The organism is Aeromicrobium alkaliterrae (assembly GCF_039529015.1).
GTDB lineage: Bacteria > Actinomycetota > Actinomycetes > Propionibacteriales > Nocardioidaceae > Aeromicrobium > Aeromicrobium alkaliterrae.
The window spans coordinates 152,277-173,998 of the sequence record NZ_BAAAME010000001.1; the positions used below are offsets into that span (position 1 = coordinate 152,277).

Here is a 21,722-nt window from a genome sequence, read left to right on the forward strand (position 1 = left end):
ACGTGCGAGACCCCCGCGCGAACGGCGCGGGGGTCGAGCGTGGCGACGTCAGGCGACGGCGGCGGCGAGGAGGTTGAGCGACTGCTCGAGGCCTTCCTGCGGCACGAGCGGGAAGGAGACCTGCTTCAGCAGGTCGGGGTCGTCGACCTTGCCCCAGTCGTACGTGAGACGGACCTCGGTCTGGTCGGGCCCCTGGGCGTCGAGCTCCCAGACCCACTCCCAGCCGGGCGGCTCGGCGCCGGCGGGCGCGGTCTTCCACGCGAGCAGGTGGTTCTTGTCGTAGCCCGTCACGTGGTTGTCGGTCTGGTACTCACCGCCCATGTGGTCGCCGGCCATGTTCATCGTGAACACCTGCCCGGTCGCGGTGATGCGGTCGGAGACGGCGTCGCCTCGGACGAAACCGGAGCCGTCGAGCTCGGCGTGACGCTCCGGGTTGGACAGGACGTCGAACACGGCGTCCGCCGAGGCGTCGATCGTGCGGGTCACGGTCAGCTGTGTCGTGTCAGTCATGCTTCCACCGTGCGTCGGCCGTGGTGAGCCCGCAAGCCGAGTCGCACCCGAGGGCTACCGTGGCGAGCATGCAGATCGACCTCAGCGGACGCACCGCGCTCGTGACCGGATCGACCCAGGGCATCGGCCTGGCGATCGCGATCGGCCTCGCTCGCGCGGGCGCCGTGGTCGCGGTCAACGGTCGCACCCCCGAGAAGGTCGCCGAGGCTGCTGAGACGGTGCGCAGGGAGAGCGGCGCGACGGCCGTCATCGAGGCTCCGGCCGACGTCACGACCGACGAGGGCACGGCCGCCCTGCTCGCCTCCGTGCCGGACGTCGACGTGCTGATCAACAACCTCGGCATCTTCGAGGCGCGCCCCGCGCTCGAGATCGACGACGCCGAGTGGCGCCGGTTTCTCGAGGTCAACGTGCTCACCGCGGTCCGCCTGATCCGCAGCTACCTGCCGGGCATGATCGAGCGCGGCTGGGGCCGCGTGCAGAACATCGCCAGCGACTCCGCCGTCGCGATCCCGGCCGAGATGATCCACTACGGCACCAGCAAGACGGCGCTCCTCGCGGTGTCGCGGGGCTTCGCCAAGGAGGCCGCCGGCACGGGGGTCACGGTCAACTCGGTCATCGCAGGACCCACGCACACCGGCGGCGTCGAGGAGTTCGTGCGTCAGCTCGTCGGCGACGACCTGCCGTGGGACGAGGCGCAGCGCGAGTTCATGCGCACGCATCGTCCGGCGTCGCTCCTGCAGCGCCTCATCGAGCCGGAAGAGATCGCCAACCTGGTCACCTACCTGGCCTCGCCGCTCGCGTCGGCCACCACCGGAGCGGCCGTGCGAGTCGACGGCGGGTACGTCGACGCGATCCTGCCGTAGGCGCGTCGCTGGTCCCTGATCCGCGTTTGGCTAGAATTGGGACGAACCGGTCGAGCATGCGGGCGGATCCGCTCGTGAAGGGACCCCGTGACGCTGTCCGCGCCTGATCACACGCCTGCTTATGAGACCCCCAGTCTCAGCACGTGCGACCGCGAGCCGATCCACGTGCCGGGCGCGATCCAGCCGCACGGACTCCTCCTGGCCACGTCGATCGACGAGCGCGTCGAGGTCGTCTCGGCGAACGCCCCCCGGATGCTCGGCACCTCGGTCGAGGAGATCCGCGGTCGCCTCCTGCACGACGTGATCGGCCGCGAGGCAGCCGCCGCCGTGCGTCAGGCGGTCGCCGACGACGACCTCTTCGTCGCCCGCCGCGTCCGCGTCCCGGGCGAGGGTCTGCTGGGCCGCTCCCCGGTCGACGTCGTCGTGCACCACTCCGGTGACCGGGTCGTCGTCGAGCTCGAGCCGGTCGGCGGCGCGGGGCAGGTCGTCTCGTACCGCACGGCGCGCACCGCGGTGGGCCGCCTGACGCAGGCCGGCTCGGTCACCGAGCTGTGCGACCAGCTCGCGACCGAGATCCGCACGCTGACGGGCTTCGACCGCGTCATGGTCTACCGCTTCGACGAGCTGTGGAACGGCGAGGTCGTGGCCGAGGACCGCCGCCCCGACCTCAACTCCTTCCTCGGTCTGCACTACCCGGCGACCGACATCCCGGCCCAGGCGCGGCGCCTCTACACCGTCAACTGGACCCGCCTCATCGCCGACATCGGGTACACGCCGGTCGCCCTGGACCCCGTGCTCGACCCGGACACCGGGCAGCCGCTCGACCTGTCGCACTCGACGCTGCGCAGCGTGTCGCCGATCCACGTCGAGTACCTGACCAACATGGGCGTCACGGCGTCGATGTCGGTCTCGATGATCGCGGACGGCCAGCTCTGGGGGCTCGTCGCGTGCCACCACTACTCCGGCCCGCACCACGTCTCCTTCGACGTCCGCAGCGCGACCGAGTTCCTCGGCCAGACCGGGTCGCAGCTCATCGTCGACCGCCAGCGCGCCGACAGCCAGCTCGACGAGCTGCGCGCGACGACCGCCCTCTCCGCGCTCGTCACCCGACTGGGCGCCGACAGTGGCCCGGTGCACGACGCGATGATGGCCGACCCCGCGACCCTTCAGCTCGTGGGCGCCGGCGGTGCCGCGGTGTGGGTCAACGACCGGCTCCTCACGGCGGGCTCCGTGCCCGAGCCGGAGGTGCTGCACCGCATCGCAGGCCTGCTCCGTTCCGCCGACGGCACGGCCACCGCCTCGCACCACCTGGCCGACCTCGACCCCGAGCTGGCCACCGCGGCGGAGACCGCCGCGGGAGCGCTGGTCATCAGCAACAGCGTCGACCGCTGGATGATGTGGGTCCGTCCGGCGCAGCTGCACGTCGTCGACTGGGGCGGGGACCCGCGCAACAAGGAGCTCGCCGCGGCGGAGGGTCCTGATGTCCGGCTCAGCCCGCGCAAGTCCTTCGACCGCTGGCGCGAGGTCGTGCGCGACCACAGCCAGCCGTGGGAGCCGTGGCAGCTGAGCGTCGCCAACCAGCTGCGCAGCAGCGTGTCGCACGAGCTCGTGCGTCGCTCCCGCGAGCACGCGGCGGTGGCCGAGTCGCTGCAGCAGGCGCTCGTGCCCGACGAGGCGCCCTCCGTGCGCGGGCTCGACCTGCTCGCGCGGTACCGCCCCGCAGCCGACATCCAGCTGGGTGGCGACTGGTGGGACGTATTCGACCTGCCCGACGGCCGCGTGGGCGTGACCGTCGGCGACGTCGCCGGACACGGGGTCGAGGCGGCGACGGCGATGGCGCAGGTGCGCACCGCGCTGCGCGCCTACGCGATCGACGGCCACGCACCGGGCACGACCCTCGACCGCCTCGACCATTTCGTCGCGGAGGTGCTCCCCGGGCGCACCGCGACCGTCGTGATGGCGGTCGTCGACCCGACCACCGGCGAGGTCGAGGTGGCCAACGCCGGTCACCCACCGCCGCTGGTCGTGACCGCAGCGGGCGCCGCGGAGCAGCCGCTCGCCGGTCGACCGCTGCTGGGCGCGGACATCGGTCACGCGCGCACCGACCGCGTGGCCCTCGGGCCCGGCGACCTGGTGCTCCTCTACACCGACGGCCTCGTCGAGCGCCGCGGCGTCGTGCTGGACGAGTCCGTCGACCAGCTGCGCGCCGCTGCCGCCGCCCTCCCGCTCGACCGCCCCCTCGGCGATTGGATCGCTGGACTCCTCGAAGCCGTACCCGGCACGATGGACGACGACCTCACGCTCGTCGCCCTGCGTCGCGCCCCCGCACCACCCGACCGCACCACGCCTGACACGCCCGACCTGAAGGACCGCTCATGAGCTCGACACCCTCCGACGACACACGTCGGTCCCCCCTGTCCGTCTCGCGCGAGGACCGGGAGGGCCGGGTGGTGTTCAGCCTCGTCGGCGACATCGACCTGGAGACGTCGCGCCGCCTGCGCACCGAGCTGCTCGAGAGCCTGCCGACCGGTGGCGAGGACGTCGTGATCGACATGACCCGCGTCGACTTCATGGACTCCTCCGGCCTCGCGGCCCTCGTCGGGGCCTGGAAGGTCGTGCGCGACGCCGGCTCGTTCCGGGTGGCCGGCCCCAACTCGGTCGTGCACCGCGTGCTGACGATCACCGGCATGGAGGACGTCTTCGAGATCTTCCCGGACGTCGAGTCGGCCCTGCGCCCCGCCTGACCCGGGTCGCGCCTCGGGCGGTCAGTCCTGGTCGGCGAGCAGGCTCGTGAGCCAGCTCGCCAGGACGTCGATCGTGTCGGGCGTGAGCCCGTGCCCACCTGGCGTGCGGTGGGCCGTGACCTCCGCGCCGGACCCTGCGTGCAGGTACGACCAGGTGCGCCCGAGGAGCTCGGCCGGGATGACGTGGTCCTGGTCGCCCTGGGCCACGAGGACGGGCAGACCCGTCAGGCGCTCGTCGGTGACGGGAACGCCCGCCTCGAACGGGAGCGTGCCGAACATGACGGCGGCGCCGGCGTAGCGCTGCGGCTCGGCCAGCACGAGCCCGCCCGCGAACGCGGCGCCACCGCTGAAGCCGATCAGGACGACGGGTCGACCCGCGGGCGCCTGGGTGTCGAGCCACGACCTGAACCACGCCATCGTCTCGGCGAGCGACTCCGCGACCGGACGTCCGATGCCGCGGTTCGCGAACCACGCGAACCCGCCGCCCTCGGCGATCGGCGCGCGGACCGCGACGTAGGACGCTCCGGCCGGGAGGTGGGCAGCGAGCGGGAGGATCTCGCGCTCGTTCGAACCACGCCCGTGCAGCAGCACGACGAGCGGGGAGGCGTCGTCGTCACCACCGAACGTCGCGGTGACGGGAAGGGTGGTCGCGGCCCAGGAGGGGGTCGTGGTCATGAAGGTCCTGCCGGGACGAAGGTAGTTGAGGAGTCAACCATAGCTGCGAAGAGTGATTTCTCGGAAACGGCCCCGGGTGACCTCGTCGTCGCCTAATCTCGCCGCGTCACTCGGGACACACAACGGAGGCACAGCATGCGTCGACTCATCGCTCTTGGCGCGGCGGTGGTGCTGCTCGCCGCCGGGACACCGGCGCCGACGTCTGCCGCGAGTGCCACGTTCGTTGACGTCCCCCGCTCGCACGTCTTTCTCGACGAGATCACGTGGCTGGCCGACGAAGGCATCAGCCGCGGGTATCCCGGCCCTGGAGGCACGCGGTTCGACCCCTCGGCCCCGGTACTGCGCGAGCAGATGGCGGCCTTCCTCTACCGCGTCGCCGGCGAGCCGGAGGTCGAGGTGCCAGTGGTGTCGCCCTTCGTCGACGTCTCGCCGCAGCACGTCTTCTTCAAGCCCATCGTGTGGCTGGCGTCGACCGGCGTGTCGACGGGGTACACCGAGCCTGGCGGCAAGAAGAGCTTCCGCCCGTCGCAGCCCGTGCTGCGCGAGCAGATGGCCGCGTTCCTGTATCGCCTGCGAGATGCCGACATCGGCGTGACCGATGTTCCGCCGCTGTCGAGCGACCTCGAGCTGTTCACCGACGTCGCGGGAAGCCACGTCTTCTTCGACCAGATCCTCTGGCTCGCCTACGTCGGCATCACCACGGGGTATGAGGAGGAGGACGGGATCTCCTTCCGCCCGTCGCAGCCGGTGCTGCGCGAGCAGATGGCCGCGTTCCTGCACCGCTACGAGCGACCCGTCTTCGGGGGCACCTTCCGACTCGTTGCTCCCACGGAGACCATGCTGTCGATGTCCGACGACGGCCGAACCGTCGTGCACGGGGCCAGCTACACCCTCCCGGACACGTCGGTCGTCGGCGGGGTGAGCGTCTGGGACCGAGATGCCGGCGAGTCGACGCCGGTCGTGGACCTCGACGGCGAGGCCCACTACGTCGACGGCGGGCTCCTGTCGGGCGACGGACGGTGGCTCGCGGTCACCTCCGCGAGCGCACGGATGGCTCCGGGCGATGTCCAGGACGACGACATCGACGTGTTCCTGATCGACCGCGCCACCGACGAGCGCGTCAAGGTGAGCCAGGGATCGACGAGCCGGTGGTCCAGCACCGATGCCGGACTTGCGAGCCTCTCGGCGGACGGACGCTACGTCGTGTTCTCGTCGTGGGCGAACGACGTCGTCGATCACGACCTGCCCTCGGGCGTCAACCTCTATCGATGGGACCGCGAGACGGGCGAGACGATCGCGATCAACCACGCTCCGTGGCCGCAGTTCACGAGCGGTGTCGGGGGCGGTCAGGCCTCCGCTGACGGATCGCGCATCGTCTTCTGGTCCGCCGGCGCGGAGGTCCCCGAGGACGACAACGGCCTGGCGGACGCCTACCTCTGGGACGACGGCGACATCACCCTCCTGTCGCGCGCTGTGGGCGGAGGACCCGGCAACGCCGCATCGTACGTCGACCTCATCTCGCCGGACGGTCGGTTCGTCAAGGTCCGGTCGTCGGCGACGGACCTCGTGGCCGAGCACGACCCCTACGTCGACGAGTATCTGTGGGACGCCGAGAGCGGCTCGCTCGAGAAGGGCCCACGGGCCACGCACTTCGGTGGCACCGGTGAGGAGATCGTCGGCTTCCAGCGGCTGTTCTCCTCGCACCCCGACTACTTCGCCTTCGCGTGGGATCGCAGCGACCTCATCCCCGACGCGAACGGAGGCACCCAGGTCCTGATGCTCGACGAGACCACGGGATCGATCGACGTCATCACCCGCATGCCCGACGGCAGCCTGCCGTTCAACGGGTTCCACAGCTCGCCTCGGATGTCGGCCGACGGACGGTACGTCGTCTTCTCGGCGCGGAGTTCGGCGCTGATCGACGGACACGAGCAGGACGGGCTGTTCTCCTGGGACCGCTTCGGGATCGACTGACGTCAGGCAGTGCTCGTGACCTCGGTGTGTGACGCGCGTCGCACCGCCGTCCAGGCCGGATTACAAACGGGTAACGTTCGCCGAATGACAGACGAGATCGAGTCGCAGGAGACCGTGCTCGACACGGCACCTAGCGCAGCACCCGATTCCGGTCCTGGCTCCGTGATCGGCGTCGTGACCGAGACCGCCCCCGGCGAGACCCGCGTGGCTGGGACGCCCGCCACGGTCGCCCAGCTGATCAAGCTCGGCTACCGCGTGGTCGTGGAGTCCGGGGCCGGCGCCAAGTCCGCCTTCACCGACGAGGCGTACGCCGAGGCCGGGGCCGAGGTCGCGGACACCGCCACGGCGTGGGGCGCCGACGTCGTCCTGAAGGTCAACGCGCCGAGCTCGGGCGAGATCCCGCAGCTCACCGACGACGCGGTCGTCGCCAGCTTCGTGTCCCCCGCGCTCAACCCGGACCTGTTGGCCGAGCTCTCGCAGCGCAACCTCACGGTGCTCGCGATGGACGCCGTCCCGCGCATCTCGCGGGCGCAGTCGATGGACGTGCTGAGCTCGATGGCCAACATCGCCGGCTACCGCGCCGTCGTCGAGGCCGCACACGAGTTCGGTCGCTTCTTCACGGGTCAGGTCACGGCCGCCGGCAAGGTGCCGCCGGCCAAGGTCCTGGTCGCCGGAGCCGGTGTCGCCGGCCTCGCCGCGATCGGTGCGGCCTCGAGCCTCGGCGCCGTCGTGCGCGCGACCGACCCGCGCCCCGAGGTCGCCGACCAGGTCAAGTCGATCGGCGGCGAGTACCTCAAGGTCGACGTCGAGGTCGAGGAGTCGACCGACGGCTACGCCAAGGCCACGAGCGAGGACTACGACCGCCGCGCCGCGGAGATCTACTCCGAGCAGGCCGCGGACGTCGACATCATCATCACGACCGCGCTCATCCCGGGCCGCGCTGCGCCGGTGCTCATCACCGAGGCTGACGTCGCGAGCATGAAGGCCGGCAGTGTGTTGGTCGACATGGCGGCGTCGAACGGCGGCAACATCGCCGGATCGGTCGCGGGCGAGAAGGTCGTCACCGCGAACGGCGTGACGATCATCGGCTACACCGACCTCGCCGGCCGTCTGCCCACGCAGGCGTCGCAGCTGTACGGCACGAACCTCGTGAACCTGCTCAAGCTGCTGACCCCCGAGAAGGACGGACACCTCGTCCTGGACTTCGAGGACGTCGTCCAGCGAGGCGTCACGGTCGTGCGGGACGGACAGACCACCTGGCCGCCGCCCGCCGTGCAGGTCTCCGCCGCCCCGGCCGCTCCCGCGAAGGCCCCCGAGCCCGCGCCGGAGCCGAAGGCCAAGGCGACCCCGCTCGCCAAGGGCCTGCTCATCGCGGCCGGCATCGCCGCCCTGTTCCTCGTCAACGCGTTCGCGCCGGACCCGCTGCCGCAGCACTTCACGGTGCTCGTGCTGGCGATCGTGATCGGCTACTACGTGATCGGCAAGGTCCACCACGCGCTGCACACGCCGCTCATGAGCGTCACCAACGCGATCAGCGGCATCATCGTCGTCGGCGCGCTCCTGCAGGTCGCCACCGACGACGTGGCCATCCAGCTGCTCTCGTTCGTCGCGATCCTGCTCGCGAGCATCAACATCTTCGGCGGATTCGCCGTGACCCGTCGCATGCTCGCGATGTTCTCGAAGGGCTGATCACCACATGACCACCGAATCCGCCGCTGGCGCGGCGTACATCGTCGCTGCCCTCCTGTTCATCCTCAGCCTCGCGGGGCTGAGCAAGCACGAGACCGCCAAGTCGGGTGTCGTCTACGGCATCGCCGGCATGGTGATCGCGCTCGTCGCGACGATCACGCTCTCGGTCGAGAACGCCGACACCCTGGGCATCATCCTGCTGTTCGTCGCCGTCGCGATCGGCGGTGCGATCGGGCTCTGGCGTGCGCGCATCGTCGAGATGACCGGCATGCCCGAGCTCATCGCCCTTTTGCACAGCTTCGTCGGCCTCGCCGCGGTGCTGGTCGGCTGGAACGGCTACCTCGAGCACCCGGACTTCGCGCTGCAGTCGCTCGAGGACATCCACAACGCCGAGGTCTTCATCGGCGTGTTCATCGGTGGCGTCACGTTCACCGGCTCGATCGTCGCGAACCTCAAGCTCAGCGCCAAGATCAGCTCGGCGCCGCTCGTGCTGCCGGGCAAGAACCTGCTCAACCTCGGGGCGCTCGCGCTGTTCGCGATCCTCACGACCTGGTTCGTCATCTCGCCCGCACTGTGGCTGCTGATCCTCGTCACGCTCGTCGCCCTGGCGCTCGGCTGGCACCTGGTGGCCTCGATCGGCGGCGGCGACATGCCCGTCGTCGTGTCGATGCTCAACAGCTACTCGGGCTGGGCCGCGGCTGCGGCGGGCTTCCTGCTGAACAACGACCTGCTGATCGTGACCGGCGCGCTCGTCGGCTCGTCGGGTGCGTACCTGAGCTACATCATGTGCAAGGCGATGAACCGTTCGTTCATCTCCGTCATCGCCGGCGGCTTCGGCATCGCGCCCACGGGTGGCGACGACACCGAGTACGGCGAGCACCGCGAGATCAACGCCCCGGACACCGCCGAGCTGTTGAAGAACGCGACCAGCGTCATCATCACCCCGGGCTACGGCATGGCCGTCGCGCAGGCGCAGTACCCGGTCGCGGACCTCACCAAGAAGCTGCGCGAGCGCGGCGTCGAGGTGCGGTTCGGCATCCACCCCGTCGCGGGTCGCCTGCCGGGCCACATGAACGTGCTGCTGGCCGAGGCCAAGGTCCCGTACGACATCGTCCTCGAGATGGACGAGATCAACGACGACTTCGCGTCGACGTCGGTCGTGCTCGTGATCGGCGCCAACGACACGGTCAACCCGGCCGCGGCGGACGACCCGAGCAGCCCCATCGCGGGCATGCCCGTGCTGCACGTGTGGGAGGCCGAGAACGTCATCGTGTTCAAGCGCTCGATGGCCGCCGGCTACGCGGGCGTGCAGAACCCGCTGTTCTTCCGCGAGAACACGCAGATGCTGTTCGGCGACGCAAAGGACCGCGTCGAGGACATCATCCGCGCCCTCTAGCCCCGGTTCTGGGCCGGCAGGGTTTCGAGGCTCGTCGCGAGAGCTCCTCGCACCTCAACCACCGGTGGTTGAGGTGCGAGGCCACCCGCGGCCGAGCCTCGAAACCTCGAGTCAGCCAGCGGGGTCAGTCGACGGCGAGCTCGCCGAGCTCGGACCAGCCGTCGATCGGCAGGACGCCGTTGATGATGCGGGGCGTCTCCTCCAGGTGCGGCGGCAGGTCGGCCTGCGCCTGACGGAAGTGGTCGGAGTTCACGTGCGCGCCGGCCGCGTCGTCGTCGAACGCCTCGAGGAGCACGTACTCCTGCGGGTCGTCGAGACTGCGCGACCACTCGTACCAGTGGTTGCCGGGCTCGGCGCGGGTCGCCTCGGTGAACGCGCGGGTGATCTCGGGCCAGGCGTCGACCGACTCGGCCTTGACGCGGAACTTGGCGGTGATGACGATCATGGGGAGCCTTTCGTCGGAGGGATGTCCGTCCTCAGACTCTCAGGCGGTTGGTGCGGCGGCACGCGGGGCTGGTGGGGTGCCGTGGCCGGTGGGTCCCGTCAGGTGCGGGGGTCTCGACGACGGCGCGACTTCGTCGCGGGACGCTCGACCTGCCGTCGACGTACGCGCCCTAGAGGGCGCTTTAGTCGACGACACCGTACAGGCGATCGCCGGCGTCGCCGAGGCCCGGGACGATGTAGCCGTTCTCGTCGAGGCGGTCGTCGACACCCGCGACGACGAGCGTGACCGGCACGCCGATGCTCTCGAGCTCGCGCTCGATCCGCTCGATGCCCTCAGGCGCGGCCAGCAGGCAGACCGCCGTGATGTGGTCGGCACCGCGCTTGACCAGGAAGCCGATCGCGGCCGCGAGCGAGCCACCCGTGGCGAGCATCGGGTCGAGCACGTAGCACTGGCGGCCCGACAGGTCGTCCGGCAGACGCTCGGCGTAGGTGTCGGCCTCGAGCGTCTCCTCGTTGCGGATCATGCCGAGGAAGCCGACCTCGGCGGTCGGCAGCAGCCGCTGCATCCCCTCGAGCATGCCCAGCCCGGCGCGCAGGATCGGGACGACGAGCGGTCGCGGCTCGGAGAGCCTGACCCCGGTCGCCGCAGCGACCGGCGTGCGCACCTCGACCGGCTCCACGCGCACGTCGCGGGTCGCCTCGTAGGCGAGCAGCGTCACGAGCTCCTCGGCCAGGCGGCGGAAGGTGGGGGAGTCGGTGCGCTCGTCGCGCAGCACGGTGAGCTTGTGCGAGATGAGCGGATGGTCGGCGACGTGGACCTGCATGGGTCCGAGGGTAGTGGCTGGCGAGGCTTCGAGGCTCGCGCCGCAGGCGGCACTCGCACCTCAGCCACCGGACAGGCCGGGGTTCTGGGACGATCGAGGGCATGGACCACCTCGCGGCGATGCGCCTCGCGCTCGACGAGGCGCGCGCCGCGCTGGCGACGGGTGACGTGCCCGTGGGGGCCGTGGTGCTCGATCCGTCGGGCGAGGTCGTCGGCCGAGGACGCAACACGCGCGAGCGCGACGCCGACCCGACCGGGCACGCCGAGGTCGTGGCGATCCGCGAGGCCGCGGCCACGCGGGGGCGGTGGCGGCTCGAGGACTGCACGCTCGTCGTCACGCTGGAGCCGTGCACGATGTGCGCCGGCGCCGTCGTCACGTCCCGCGTCGGCACGCTGGTGTTCGGGGCGTGGGACGACAAGGCGGGCGCGGTGGGCTCGCTGTGGGACGTCGTGCGTGACCGGCGCCTCAACCACCGGCCGGAGGTCGTGTCCGGTGTCCTCGCCGACGAGTCGGGCGCGATGCTGCGCGCGTTCTTCGCCACCCATCGCTGAGGGAACAGTCGCCGACCGGGGGCCGTTGGACCTGACGTGAGGCTCTCGCTGCTCGACCGCTCGCGCACCCGCGACGGACTCCCGGAGTCCGAGGGGCTGACCGGTTCGGTCGAGCGGGCCGTGCACGCCGAGCAGGTCGGGTACCAGCGCTTCTGGGTCGCCGAGCACCACGCGGTGCCCGGCATCGCCAGCGGCTCGCCCGCGGTCCTGCTCGCCGCGATCGGTGCGGCGACCTCTCGCATCCGTCTCGGCTCCGGCGGCGTGATGCTGCCCAACCACCAGCCGCTCGTGGTGGCCGAGCAGTTCGCGATGCTGCAGGCGCTCAACCCGGGACGCGTCGACCTCGGCATTGGTCGCTCCCTCGGCTTCACGGCTCCCGTGCGCACCGCGCTGCGGGCCACCGGCTCCGACACGTACGAGGACGACCTGGCGGAGCTGCGCGACCTGCTCGACGGCACGGCAGCGGTCACGCCGCACCCGGTCGTCGACCCGCCGGTGCGCCTGTCGCTGCTCGCGACGGGTCGCGGGACCGAGGTCGCCGCACGCTTCGGTCTGCCCCTCGTGATCGGCGGGCCCGTGCTCCACGGGGAGGAGATCGGCGAGCTGCTCGCGGCCTACCGACGCGAGTTCCGTCCGAGCCGGCACGCTGCGGACCCGTACGTCACGATCTCGCTCGACGTGACGGTCGCGGACGACGCCGCGACGGCCCGCGAGCTCGCGCTGCCCGAGGCCTGGGCGATGGCGCGATCGCGGCAGTCGGGGGAGTTCCCGCCGCTGGAGTCGGTCGCGGCGATTCGGGCGCAGTCGTGGCCCGACCAGGTGCGCCGCCGGGTCGAGAGGTCGCTCGACGGCGCCGTCGCCGGCACCCCCGCTACGGTCGGCGCCGCGCTCGAGGAGCTGCAGGCCCGCACAGGCGCCGATGAGCTCATGGCCTCGACCTCGACCTACGACCGCGCGGCGCTGCTCGCGTCGGACCGGCTGCTGCGCGACCTCGTCGTCTGACGGCCGGGGTCAGCCTGCGCGCGGGCACCCAGGCTGTGCTCGAGCTGGTCGATGCGGGCGCCGAGGCTCTGCTCGACCTGGTCGATGCGGGTCTCGACCTCGACATGGGCGCGAACCCAGGCATCTCCCCGGCCGAAAGTGAGACACTGGCGTTGCAGACCATCGCCGACGACGGAAGTCGAGGAGTCGTGACACCGCTGATCCGGCCGGTCGAGCCGTCGGCTGCTGCGGGCTCCGCCGTCGTGACCGTGACGTGGGACCGAAAGCCCGGAAGCAGGGCGCGATCGGTCTCGGCGGATGCTGGCCGAGACACCGGGAATGAATGGGCCTCGCGCCCGGTTGCACCAATTAATTGAACGGTAAACTAGTGCGAGAGGCGACGACATGAGCAGCATGCAGTTCGGCATCTTCACCGTCGGCGACGTGACCCACAACCCGGTCGACGGCGTCACGATCAGCGAGCACGAGCGCATCAAGAACACCGTCGAGATCGCGAAGAAGGCCGAGGAGGTGGGCCTCGACGTCTTCGCGACCGGCGAGCACCACAACCCGCCGTTCGTCCCGTCGAGCCCCACCACGACGCTCGCCTACATCGGCGCCCAGACCGAGAAGATCATCCTCTCGACGTCGACCACGCTGATCACGACCAACGACCCGGTCAAGCTCGCCGAGGACTACGCGACGCTGCAGCACCTCGTCGACGGCCGCATGGACCTGATGCTCGGCCGCGGCAACACCGCGCCCGTCTACCCGTGGTTCGGCTACGACGGCAGCAAGGCCGTCGAGCTGACCATCGAGCACTACCAGCTGCTGCGCCGCCTCTGGGAGGAGGACGTCGTGACGTGGGAGGGCAAGTTCCGCACGCCGCTGCAGAGCTTCACCGCGACCCCCCGCCCGCTCGACGGCGTCGCGCCGTTCGTGTGGCACGGCTCGATCCGCACGCCCGAGGTCGCCGAGCTCGCGGCGTACTACGGCGACGGTTACTTCGCGAACAACATCTTCTGGCCGAAGGAGCACTACATCCGGCTGATCAACTTCTACCGCCAGCGCTACGCCCACTACGGGCACGGCGAGCCGCAGCAGGCGGTCGTCGGTCTGGGTGGTCAGTTCTTCATGCGCAAGAACAGCCAGGACGCGGTCAAGGAGTTCCGCCCGTACTTCGACGTCGCGCCGGTCTACGGCCACGGCCCCTCCCTCGAGGAGTTCTCGGCGCAGACGCCGCTGACGGTCGGCAGCCCGCAGCAGTTCATCGAGAAGACCCTGACGTTCGCCGATTTCTTCGGCGACTACCAGCGCCAGCTGTTCCTCGTCGACCACGCGGGCCTGCCGCAGAAGGTCGTGCTGGAGCAGCTCGACCTGCTCGGTGAGGTCCTGCCGACCCTGCGCGCCGAGTTCGACGCGCGACGGCCGGCCGACGTGCCGGACGCCCCCACGCACGCCGCTCGTGTGGCCGCTCGCGACGCGGCGAACGCGACCGAGGGTGCGGAGCAGGTGTCCGCGTGAGCCGTGTCGTGGTGGTCTCGGCGGGGGTGAGCGACGCGTCGAGCAGCACGTTGCTCGCGCAGCAGATCTCGGCGGCCATCCGCCGCTCGGACCCGTCGGTGTCGATCGAGACCGTCGAGCTGCGCCCGTTCGCGCACGACGTCATCGACGCCTCGGTGACGGGCTTCGTGTCGCCGCGGCTGCAGCACGTGCACGACCTGCTGGTGCACGCCGACGGCGTCGTGGCGGTCACGCCGATCTACAAGGCCTCGTACACCGGGTTGTTCAAGGCGTTCTTCGACGCGATCGAGCAGGACGTCCTGGTCGGGAAGACCGTCCTGCTCGCCGCCACCGGCGGCACCGCGCGGCACTCCCTCGCGCTGGACTACGCGATGCGTCCGCTCTTCGCGTACCTCCAGGCGGTCGTCGTCCCGACCGGGGTCTTCGCCTCCCCGCACGACTGGGGCAGTGAGGGTGCCGGCGCGCTGACCTCGCGCGTCGAGCGTGCAGTGCGCGAGCTGCTCTCGCTCGTGCAGGGCTCCGGCTCCGGCCGGTCCGCCAGCGACGAGATCGACCTGTTCAGCGAGACGATGCTCAGCATCTCCGACCCGCTGCGCCAGCAGGACTGACACCCCCGCCACTGGTGCCGCGCCGATGGTTGCGTGCTGGTTCACAGGTGACAGCCGCTACCCACAGGTAGTTCACCCCTCGGTCACCGACCGGGGGGTTCTGCTTTGCCGTTCCTCGACAGCGTCGGACGTGCGCGTTTCGGGGGAAGTGCGGTTGGGAGGCCCCGGAGTCGTGCCGGAAGCCAACCCCACAGAAGAGGACAAGATGAACCACAGCGCGTTCGGGCGGAACACCCGCCGGATCGTCCTGACCAGCATCGCCGGGCTCGCCGTCGGCGCCGCCCCGCTGGTCTCCGCCACCGCCCAGGAGGCGCCCGTCGCCCCCGCCGCACCCAAGAACGTCATCGTGCTGATCTCCGACGGCGCCGGCTACAACCAGTTCGACGCCGCCCGTCTGTACGAGACCGGTCAGGGCTACCAGCAGGTCGCCGTCGACCCGTCGACCGGCTCGATCGAGCACGTCGAGGGTCAGGCCAGCCAGGTCTACGACTCCTACCCCGTCCAGGTCGGCCAGTCGCACTTCGCGGCCAACGGTCGTGCCGACTACGTCACCGAGTCGGCGTGGGGCGACTTCACGTGGGTCGCCTCCGGCGCCACGGACTCCGCGGCCGCTGCCACGGCACTCGGCACCGGCGTCAAGACCAACAACGGCGTCATCGGCTTCGACCCGCAGGCCAACCGCCTGACCACGCTCGGGGAGCAGGCCAAGGCCGTCGGCAAGAAGGTCGGCGTCGTCACGGACGTGCCGTTCAACCACGCCACGCCCGCCGGGTTCATCGCCCACAACTCCAACCGCAACGACTACCACGGTCTCGCGACCGAGATGATCGACAGCGGCATCGACGTCATCATCGGCGGCGGCCACCCGAACTTCACCGACGCGGGCACCTCGCGCTCGTCGCACTTCGGCTCCGGCTCGTGGATCTCGCAGAACGACTTCAACCGGGTGTCCGGCGGACAGACGCCGTTCAGCTACGTCGAGTCGAAGTCGCAGTTCGAGCAGATCGCGGCCGGCCAGAACGTGCCCGACAAGCTGTTCGGCCTCGCGCAGGTCTCGCAGACGTTCCAGTACAACCGTCCGGGCCTGGCCAACACGCAGGTCACGCCGTTCACCGACCCGCAGCTCACCGGCGTCCCGGCGCTGTCCACGGCGGCCGAGGCTGCGCTGAACGTGCTCGAGACCGACGAGGACGGCTTCTTCCTGATGGTCGAGGCCGGTGCCGTCGACTGGGCGGGGCACGCGAACCAGACCTCGCGCGTCGTCGAGGAGCAGGTCGCCTTCAACCAGGCGGTCGAGTCCGTCAACGCGTGGGTCGAGGAGAACAGCAGCTGGGACGAGACGCTCGTCGTTGTCACGGCCGACCACGAGACCGGCTACCTGGCCGGCCCCGGCGCAGGACCCGGCACGGGCTGGACGCCGCTGACGGGTGAGGCCGGCGAGCTGCCGAACGTCTCGTGGCACTCGGGCAACCACACCAACGCGCTCGTGCCGCTGTACGCCAAGGGCGCGGGGTCGGAGGTCCTGCAGGACCGGGCGTCGAGCTGGGACGTCGTGCGCGGCGCCTACCTCGACAACACCGACGTGGGCCAGACGGTCTTCGACCTGCTCGGCCACGCGAGCTCGACGAACCCCGCGGGCTACGGCCTCGAGGCGACGATCCCGCTCACGCCGGCAGGCCAGCTGAGCCTCGCGCTCCCGGGTGCCGGCTCGACGATCGCGTTCGAGGGTGACGGCACCCAGCAGAGCGCCAAGCTGCCCGAGGTCCTCGTCAACGACTCGCGGAACGAGGCGCAGGCGCAGGGCAAGGGCTGGACGCTCTCCGGATCGGCCACGTCGTTCGTCGCCGGCAACCGGGAGTTCGGTGCCGAGGCGCTCTCGTGGCTGCCGCGCGTGCTCGCGTCGCAGGGCGGCGCCACCGCCGGTGGCACCGCGACCCTCGAGGCGCCGGCCACGCTGGCCGAGTCCGATCGTCTGACCCGCGTGGGCTCCACGTCGGTCGAGGCCGACCTCGACCTGTCGGTCCCGGCCGACGCCGAGGCCGGTCGCTACGGCAGCGAGATCACGCTGACGCTGTTCGCGAAGGACTGACCCAGAAGGTCTCGTCCCTCGGGGCGCCGGGGTGGAGCCGCACACGGCTCCGCTCCGGCGTCCGCCCCGTTCCGCCCTCCTCGTGAAGGACCCCTGATGACCCGCACGACCTCGACCGCCCTGGCCCTCCTGCTCGCCCTCGTCGGCGTCGGGTGGAGCGCCGCGCCGTCCCACGCCGACACCGAGTGGAGCGTCGGACCCGCCACCGCAGCGGGTCCCGACCAGCGGATCTCGTTGCGTCACGTCGTCGACCCGGGCGCGTCGGTCCAGGACCACGTCGCGGTGACGAACCTCGGGTCCGAGGCGGCGACCTTCACGGTGGTCGCGGGCGACGGGCTCCTCGGCGACAACGGCGCCTTCGACATCGCTCCTGGCGAGCCGGTCGACTCAGGTGACTGGATCACGATCGACGGGCTCGCCGCCGACGGCACCGTCGCGGTCGCCGCCGGTGAGACCCGGGTCCTGCCCGTCACGGTCACGGTGCCGGCGGACGCCGTTCCGGGCGACCACCCCGCCGGGATCGCGGTCGCCCTCAGCGCCGGGGGCGACGACCTGACCGTGACGCACCGGGTCGGCGTGCGGCTGCACCTGCAGGTCGCGGGAGAGATCGAGCCCGCGCTGACGGTCGACGTGACCGAGACGGACTACCGCTCGTCGTGGATCCCGTTCGGTCCGGGGACGCTGACGGTGCGCTACGAGATCGAGAACACCGGCAACACGCGGGTCGGCGCCGGCACGCGGGTCGAGGCGGCCGGTCTGCTCGGCGTCGGCGGCTCGGAGGAGCTCGTGACGGTCGACGAGCTGCTGCCGGGCGACACGACGACGGGCGTCGTCGAGCTCGACGCCTGGCCCGTGATGGTGCTCTCAGGGAAGGTCGAGACGGCTGGGCTCGTCGTCGGGGAGGACCAGATCACGGCTCCCGGGGCGACCACGGCCGACTTCCGCAGCCCTGCGATCCCGTGGACCGGCCTGCTGCTCGTGGCCCTCGTCGTCGCCGCGGTGGTGTGGCGGCGGCGCGGGGCTGCGCCGGCGGAGGCACCGGCCGTCGAGGCCGAGCCTGAGAAGGTCCTGACCGGGGAAGGTTCGCCGCCTGCGGCTCGTTGACCCAGAGGTACCCCAGACACAGGAGTGTTCATGAACCAGCCCACCGCGTCCGCCGCAGGAACCTTCGCCCTGGGAGGAGACCTCCCGGTCCACCGTCTCGGTTACGGCGCCATGCAGATCACGGGCGACGGGGTGTGGGGGTGGCCGAAGGATCGCGACGGTGCCGTCGCCGTGCTGCGCCGCGCCGTCGAGCTCGGCGTGACCCTTGTCGACACCGCCGACTCGTACGGGCCGACGGTCTCCGAGGAGCTCATCCGCGAGGCCCTCCACCCCTATGCCGACGACGTCGTCATCGCGACCAAGGCCGGCCTGACGCGCACGGGCCCGGGCGAGTGGATCCCCGTCGGCCGCCCGGCCTACCTCAAGCAGCAGGTCGAGCTGAGCCTGCGCCGCCTCGGCCTGGAGCGGATCGACCTGATCCAGCTGCACCGCATCGACCCGGAGGTGCCGATCGCCGACCAGGTCGGCGCGTTCAAGGAGCTGCAGGACGAGGGCAAGGTGCGCCACATCGGCCTCAGCGAGGTCGACGTCGCGCAGCTCAAGGAGGCGCAGCAGACGGCGGAGATCGTCTCGGTGCAGAACCTCTACAACCTCGCCCACCGCGACGCGCAGGAGCTGCTCGACCACTGCACGGCCGAGAACATCGCGTTCATCCCGTGGTTCCCGCTCGCCACCGGTGAGCTCGCGGCCAGCGACGGACCGCTCACCGAGCTCGCCGGCCAGCACGGCACGAGCCCGTCGCAGCTCGCGCTGGCCTGGCTGCTGCACCGCTCGCCCGTCGTGCTCCCGATCCCGGGCACGAAGAGCGTCGACCACCTCGAAGACAACGTGGCCGCCGCCGCGCTGCAGCTCAGCGACGACGAGGTCGAGGCCCTCACCGCCGCCGTCTGACCCACCTCCCACGAAAGCCCCGGCCGCCGGCCGGGGCGTTCGCGCGTTCCGCCCCCTGAGGTGCGACGAAGGAGCCTCGAAGGGGGAACCGGTACCCACCGTTCTTGTCATACTGTGTGACGCACAGTAATGTCCTACACATGACAAAGGACGACGTACTTCCCGGGCACCTCCAGGAGCTCCGCCGTGGCACCGCCGTGATGGCGAGCCTCGCGGCGCTCCGCGAGCCCGGGTACGGCTACGCCCTGCTGCAGACGCTGAGCCAGGCCGGTATCGCGGTCGACGCCAACACGCTCTACCCGCTGCTGCGCCGCCTCGAGGAGCAGGGCCTCCTGACCGCCGAGTGGGACACGACGGCGTCGCGTCCGCGCAAGATCTACCGCACCGGGCCGGAGGGGGAGCGCGTCCTGGCGGCGATGCTCGCCGACCTCGACGCCCTCCGGACCTCCGTGAACCGACTGACCGAGGGGACTGCCTCATGACCACGACGACCACCACGCTGACCGATCGCTACGTCCACGCGACGACGCGGTGGATGGGCGAGGAGAAGCGCACCGACATCGCCCGCGAGCTCACGGCCACGATCGACGACATGGTCGCGGGCCGGGTGGAGGCCGGGGAGGACCCGGTCGAGGCCGAGCGAGCCGTGCTGGCCGAGCTCGGCAACCCAGCGGCGCTCGCCGCCCAGTACGCGAACCGTCCGCTGCACCTCATCGGTCCGCGCTACTTCCTGCTCTGGTGGAAGATCCTGCTGATCGGCCTGATCTGGGTGCCCGTGCTGGCCGGAGCGGGTGCGGCGATCGGCAGCCTCGCCAGCGACGGCGACGCGGGGGACGTCATCGGTGCCGGCATCGGCACGGCGATCGAGGCGGCGTTCCAGGTGGCCTTCTGGGTGACGCTCGCCTTCGCGATCCTCGAGCGCGTGGACGTCGACGCCAAGCTGCCTCGGTGGACGGTCGACCAGCTGCCGGAGCTGCCGAAGCGCCAGCAGGTCTCGCTGGCGGACGCGATCGGCGGCGTCGTCACGATCGGCGTCATCATCGCGGTGCTCGTGCTGCAGCACTTCCGCAGCTGGATCGACGGGCCCGACGGCGACGACGTCGCCGTGCTGAACCCCGACCTGTGGTCCTTCTGGTTGCCGTTCCTGATCGGCGTGCTCGTGCTCTGCATGGTGCTCGAGGTCGCGAAGTACCGCGTCGGTTCCTACTCGTGGGGCATCGTCGCGGGGGTCGTGATCACGTCCCTGGCGTGGATCGTTCCGGTGGTGTGGCTCGCGACGCAGGGCGAGCTGATCAGTCCCGAGCTCGTCGCCGCGCTCGACATCACTCCGACCGTGCTCGACCGGATCAACCTCGGTGTCGTGCTGGTCGCGATCGCGGTCGAGGTGGGCACCGTGGTCGACGCGGTGGTGAAGAACCGGCAGGCCGCACGCGCGACCGGGGCCCAGGCCGCAGCCTGAGCCCCGGTCGCGGGTGGGTCAGCCGACGGGTCCGGCCTTGAGCGTCACCGTGGCGGTGTGCTCGGCGCCGGATCCGTCGACCCACGTCAGGGTGACGCTGTCGCCCGGGGCGTGCTCGGCGATGAGGCCGGAGAGCTCGTCGGGGGTGTTGACAGGGGTTCCCTCGAACGAGGTGATGGTGCTGCCGGCCGCGATCTGGGCCTCGGCGGCGGCGGTGTCCTCGATCGTGCCCGCGACGAGCGGGGTCTGCGACTGCGGGTCGAGCTGCACGCCGAGGAAGGCGCTGTCGCCGAGGTGGTTCGTCTCGGTCTCGGTGCCGGCGACGATCTTCTTCGCGACCGTCAGGGCGTCGCGGATCGGAACGGCGTAGCCGACGATGTCCTGCTGGCCCGACGACGCAGCCGTCGTCATGCCGATGACGTCGCCGTCCTCGTCGTAGAGCGCTCCGCCGGAGTCGCCGCCCACGACGTCGGCGTCGACCTCGATGAGGCCTGCGAGCTCCTCCGAGCCCGTGCTCGACTGGGCGGTGATGCTCTGGTCGAGGTCGGTGACGACACCGGCCGCCGCGCTGGCCGCGCCGCCGTCGCCGTTGGCGTTGCCGACCGCGGTGATCGCGTCGCCGACGGCGACGTCCTGCGCGGTGTCGAGCGAGACGGTCGTCAGGTTCGACGCGTCCTGCAGCTGCAGCACCGCGACGTCGGCCGTCGCGTCGTAGCCGACCACGTCGGCCTGGTAGGTCTCGCCCGTGCTGACGACCTCGACCTCGATCTTGGTCGCGCCCTCGATGACGTGGTGGTTGGTGAGGATCGTGCCGTTCTTGGTCAGGATCATGCCGGTGCCCGCACCGCCGCCGTCGCCGTAGCCGACGACGGTGTTGATGTAGACCAGGCCGGCCTCCTGCTCTTCTGTTGCATCCGTCGCCGGGGAGCTGGCGTTCTGGGTCTGGCCCTGGTCGTTCGGGACGAGCTCGGTGATGCCGGGGGCGGCCGTGGTGCCGCTGTTCGCGTGCGCCTCGGTGATCGCGTAGGTCAGGCCTGCGGAGCCGGCCCCGAACAGCAGCGCCGCACCCACGCCGACGGCGGCGATCGCCAGGCCGCGGCGGTGGTTCGCCCGCGCCGGCGGCGGGGTGAACGCCGGGGGCGGTGGCGGCGGGACCGCGCCGTGGGGCGGGGGCGGGGGAACGGCGGGGTACTGGCCGTCGGACCGGGGTGTCGTCTGATCGCTCACAGCAAGGCTCCTTGGAATCGGTAGTTCTAGAGAACCCGCCCTACATAGGGCGATCCTGTGACGATCCGCAAGGTTTGCGAGGAATCGACCCCATTGGGCCGTCATGGCAGGGCTGACGTAAGGTACTCGGCGGTGGCGTGTCCGAGCGGCCGAAGGTGCATCACTCGAA

At 71.0% G+C, this 21,722-nt stretch carries 21 protein-coding genes; 16 read left to right on the forward strand and 5 right to left on the reverse strand.

Annotation, left to right across the window (positions count from 1 at the left end):
* Nucleotides 1-48 precede the first annotated feature (48 nt).
* The gene (locus tag ABD127_RS00795) at nucleotides 49-510 is read right to left on the reverse strand and encodes an SRPBCC family protein (protein WP_344196691.1); all 462 of its coding nucleotides are present in this window, start codon (nucleotides 508-510) and stop codon (nucleotides 49-51) included.
* A 68-nt stretch (nucleotides 511-578) separates the two neighbouring features.
* Here ABD127_RS00795 and ABD127_RS00800 point away from each other — a divergent pair, with 68 nt between their 5' ends.
* The 3 genes from ABD127_RS00800 to ABD127_RS00810 all read left to right on the forward strand — a co-directional run bounded on the left by ABD127_RS00800 (nucleotide 579) and on the right by ABD127_RS00810 (nucleotide 4,117).
* Entirely contained in the window at nucleotides 579-1,373 is a 795-nt protein-coding gene (locus tag ABD127_RS00800) for an SDR family NAD(P)-dependent oxidoreductase (RefSeq protein WP_344196693.1), read from the forward strand.
* An 87-nt stretch (nucleotides 1,374-1,460) separates the two neighbouring features.
* Nucleotides 1,461-3,752, forward strand: a complete 2,292-nt coding sequence (locus ABD127_RS00805) for a SpoIIE family protein phosphatase (RefSeq protein ID WP_344196695.1) — start codon at nucleotides 1,461-1,463, stop codon at nucleotides 3,750-3,752.
* Nucleotides 3,749-4,117: an STAS domain-containing protein gene (locus ABD127_RS00810; RefSeq protein WP_344196697.1), complete on the forward strand. Its 369-nt coding sequence runs from the start codon at nucleotides 3,749-3,751 to the stop codon at nucleotides 4,115-4,117. Before ABD127_RS00805 ends, ABD127_RS00810 begins: the two co-directional genes overlap by 4 nt.
* A 21-nt stretch (nucleotides 4,118-4,138) precedes the next feature.
* On the opposite strand, the gene ABD127_RS00815 is transcribed toward ABD127_RS00810, so the two are convergent.
* The gene (locus tag ABD127_RS00815) at nucleotides 4,139-4,792 is read right to left on the reverse strand and encodes an alpha/beta hydrolase (protein ID WP_344196699.1); all 654 of its coding nucleotides are present in this window, start codon (nucleotides 4,790-4,792) and stop codon (nucleotides 4,139-4,141) included.
* 135 nt (nucleotides 4,793-4,927) lie between these two features.
* Here ABD127_RS00815 and ABD127_RS00820 point away from each other — a divergent pair, with 135 nt between their 5' ends.
* From ABD127_RS00820 to pntB, 3 genes are all read left to right on the forward strand, one after another.
* On the forward strand, nucleotides 4,928-6,766 hold the full coding sequence (locus ABD127_RS00820) for an S-layer homology domain-containing protein (protein ID WP_344196701.1): 1,839 nt from the start codon (nucleotides 4,928-4,930) through the stop codon (nucleotides 6,764-6,766).
* Between the two features lie 84 nt (nucleotides 6,767-6,850).
* Complete coding sequence (locus ABD127_RS00825) at nucleotides 6,851-8,455, forward strand: Re/Si-specific NAD(P)(+) transhydrogenase subunit alpha (RefSeq protein ID WP_344196703.1); 1,605 nt, start codon at nucleotides 6,851-6,853, stop codon at nucleotides 8,453-8,455.
* Nucleotides 8,456-8,462: 7 nt separating this feature from the next.
* Nucleotides 8,463-9,851 carry a Re/Si-specific NAD(P)(+) transhydrogenase subunit beta gene (pntB, locus tag ABD127_RS00830; RefSeq protein ID WP_344196705.1) on the forward strand — a complete coding sequence of 463 codons (1,389 nt, stop codon included), beginning with the start codon at nucleotides 8,463-8,465 and terminating at the stop codon, nucleotides 9,849-9,851.
* A 124-nt stretch (nucleotides 9,852-9,975) separates the two neighbouring features.
* On the opposite strand, the gene ABD127_RS00835 is transcribed toward pntB, so the two are convergent.
* Both ABD127_RS00835 and upp read right to left on the reverse strand, forming a co-directional pair.
* Nucleotides 9,976-10,296 carry a putative quinol monooxygenase gene (locus ABD127_RS00835; protein WP_344196707.1) on the reverse strand — a complete coding sequence of 107 codons (321 nt, stop codon included), beginning with the start codon at nucleotides 10,294-10,296 and terminating at the stop codon, nucleotides 9,976-9,978.
* Nucleotides 10,297-10,477: 181 nt separating this feature from the next.
* Nucleotides 10,478-11,119: a uracil phosphoribosyltransferase gene (gene upp, locus ABD127_RS00840; RefSeq protein ID WP_344196709.1), complete on the reverse strand. Its 642-nt coding sequence runs from the start codon at nucleotides 11,117-11,119 to the stop codon at nucleotides 10,478-10,480.
* 101 nt (nucleotides 11,120-11,220) lie between these two features.
* Here upp and ABD127_RS00845 point away from each other — a divergent pair, with 101 nt between their 5' ends.
* The 10 genes from ABD127_RS00845 (at nucleotide 11,221) to ABD127_RS00890 (ending at nucleotide 20,326) form a co-directional block, all read left to right on the forward strand.
* On the forward strand, nucleotides 11,221-11,670 hold the full coding sequence (locus ABD127_RS00845; RefSeq protein ID WP_344196711.1) for a nucleoside deaminase: 450 nt from the start codon (nucleotides 11,221-11,223) through the stop codon (nucleotides 11,668-11,670).
* Between the two features lie 36 nt (nucleotides 11,671-11,706).
* Nucleotides 11,707-12,672, forward strand: a complete 966-nt coding sequence (locus ABD127_RS00850) for an MsnO8 family LLM class oxidoreductase (protein ID WP_344196713.1) — start codon at nucleotides 11,707-11,709, stop codon at nucleotides 12,670-12,672.
* Nucleotides 12,673-12,707: 35 nt separating this feature from the next.
* Entirely contained in the window at nucleotides 12,708-13,028 is a 321-nt protein-coding gene (locus ABD127_RS00855; protein WP_344196715.1) for a hypothetical protein, read from the forward strand.
* A gap of 37 nt (nucleotides 13,029-13,065) precedes the next feature.
* Entirely contained in the window at nucleotides 13,066-14,175 is a 1,110-nt protein-coding gene (locus ABD127_RS00860) for a CE1758 family FMN-dependent luciferase-like monooxygenase (protein ID WP_344196739.1), read from the forward strand.
* Nucleotides 14,172-14,783: a CE1759 family FMN reductase gene (locus ABD127_RS00865; protein WP_344196717.1), complete on the forward strand. Its 612-nt coding sequence runs from the start codon at nucleotides 14,172-14,174 to the stop codon at nucleotides 14,781-14,783. Before ABD127_RS00860 ends, ABD127_RS00865 begins: the two co-directional genes overlap by 4 nt.
* 205 nt (nucleotides 14,784-14,988) lie before the next feature.
* Nucleotides 14,989-16,872, forward strand: coding sequence for an alkaline phosphatase (locus tag ABD127_RS00870; protein ID WP_344196719.1), 1,884 nt, complete (start codon nucleotides 14,989-14,991; stop codon nucleotides 16,870-16,872).
* Between the two features lie 96 nt (nucleotides 16,873-16,968).
* Complete coding sequence (locus ABD127_RS00875; protein ID WP_344196721.1) at nucleotides 16,969-17,976, forward strand: hypothetical protein; 1,008 nt, start codon at nucleotides 16,969-16,971, stop codon at nucleotides 17,974-17,976.
* Between the two features lie 30 nt (nucleotides 17,977-18,006).
* Complete coding sequence (locus tag ABD127_RS00880; RefSeq protein WP_344196723.1) at nucleotides 18,007-18,867, forward strand: aldo/keto reductase; 861 nt, start codon at nucleotides 18,007-18,009, stop codon at nucleotides 18,865-18,867.
* A gap of 140 nt (nucleotides 18,868-19,007) precedes the next feature.
* A complete protein-coding gene (locus tag ABD127_RS00885; protein WP_344196725.1) occupies nucleotides 19,008-19,349 on the forward strand; it encodes a PadR family transcriptional regulator in 342 nt (113 codons plus the stop codon).
* A complete protein-coding gene (locus ABD127_RS00890) occupies nucleotides 19,346-20,326 on the forward strand; it encodes a permease prefix domain 1-containing protein (protein ID WP_344196727.1) in 981 nt (326 codons plus the stop codon). The genes ABD127_RS00885 and ABD127_RS00890 overlap by 4 nt, the downstream gene beginning before the upstream one ends.
* A gap of 18 nt (nucleotides 20,327-20,344) precedes the next feature.
* Here the strand turns inward: ABD127_RS00890 and ABD127_RS00895 are convergent, their stop codons facing one another.
* Nucleotides 20,345-21,553: a S1C family serine protease gene (locus ABD127_RS00895; protein ID WP_344196729.1), complete on the reverse strand. Its 1,209-nt coding sequence runs from the start codon at nucleotides 21,551-21,553 to the stop codon at nucleotides 20,345-20,347.
* Nucleotides 21,554-21,722: the final 169 nt, after the last annotated feature.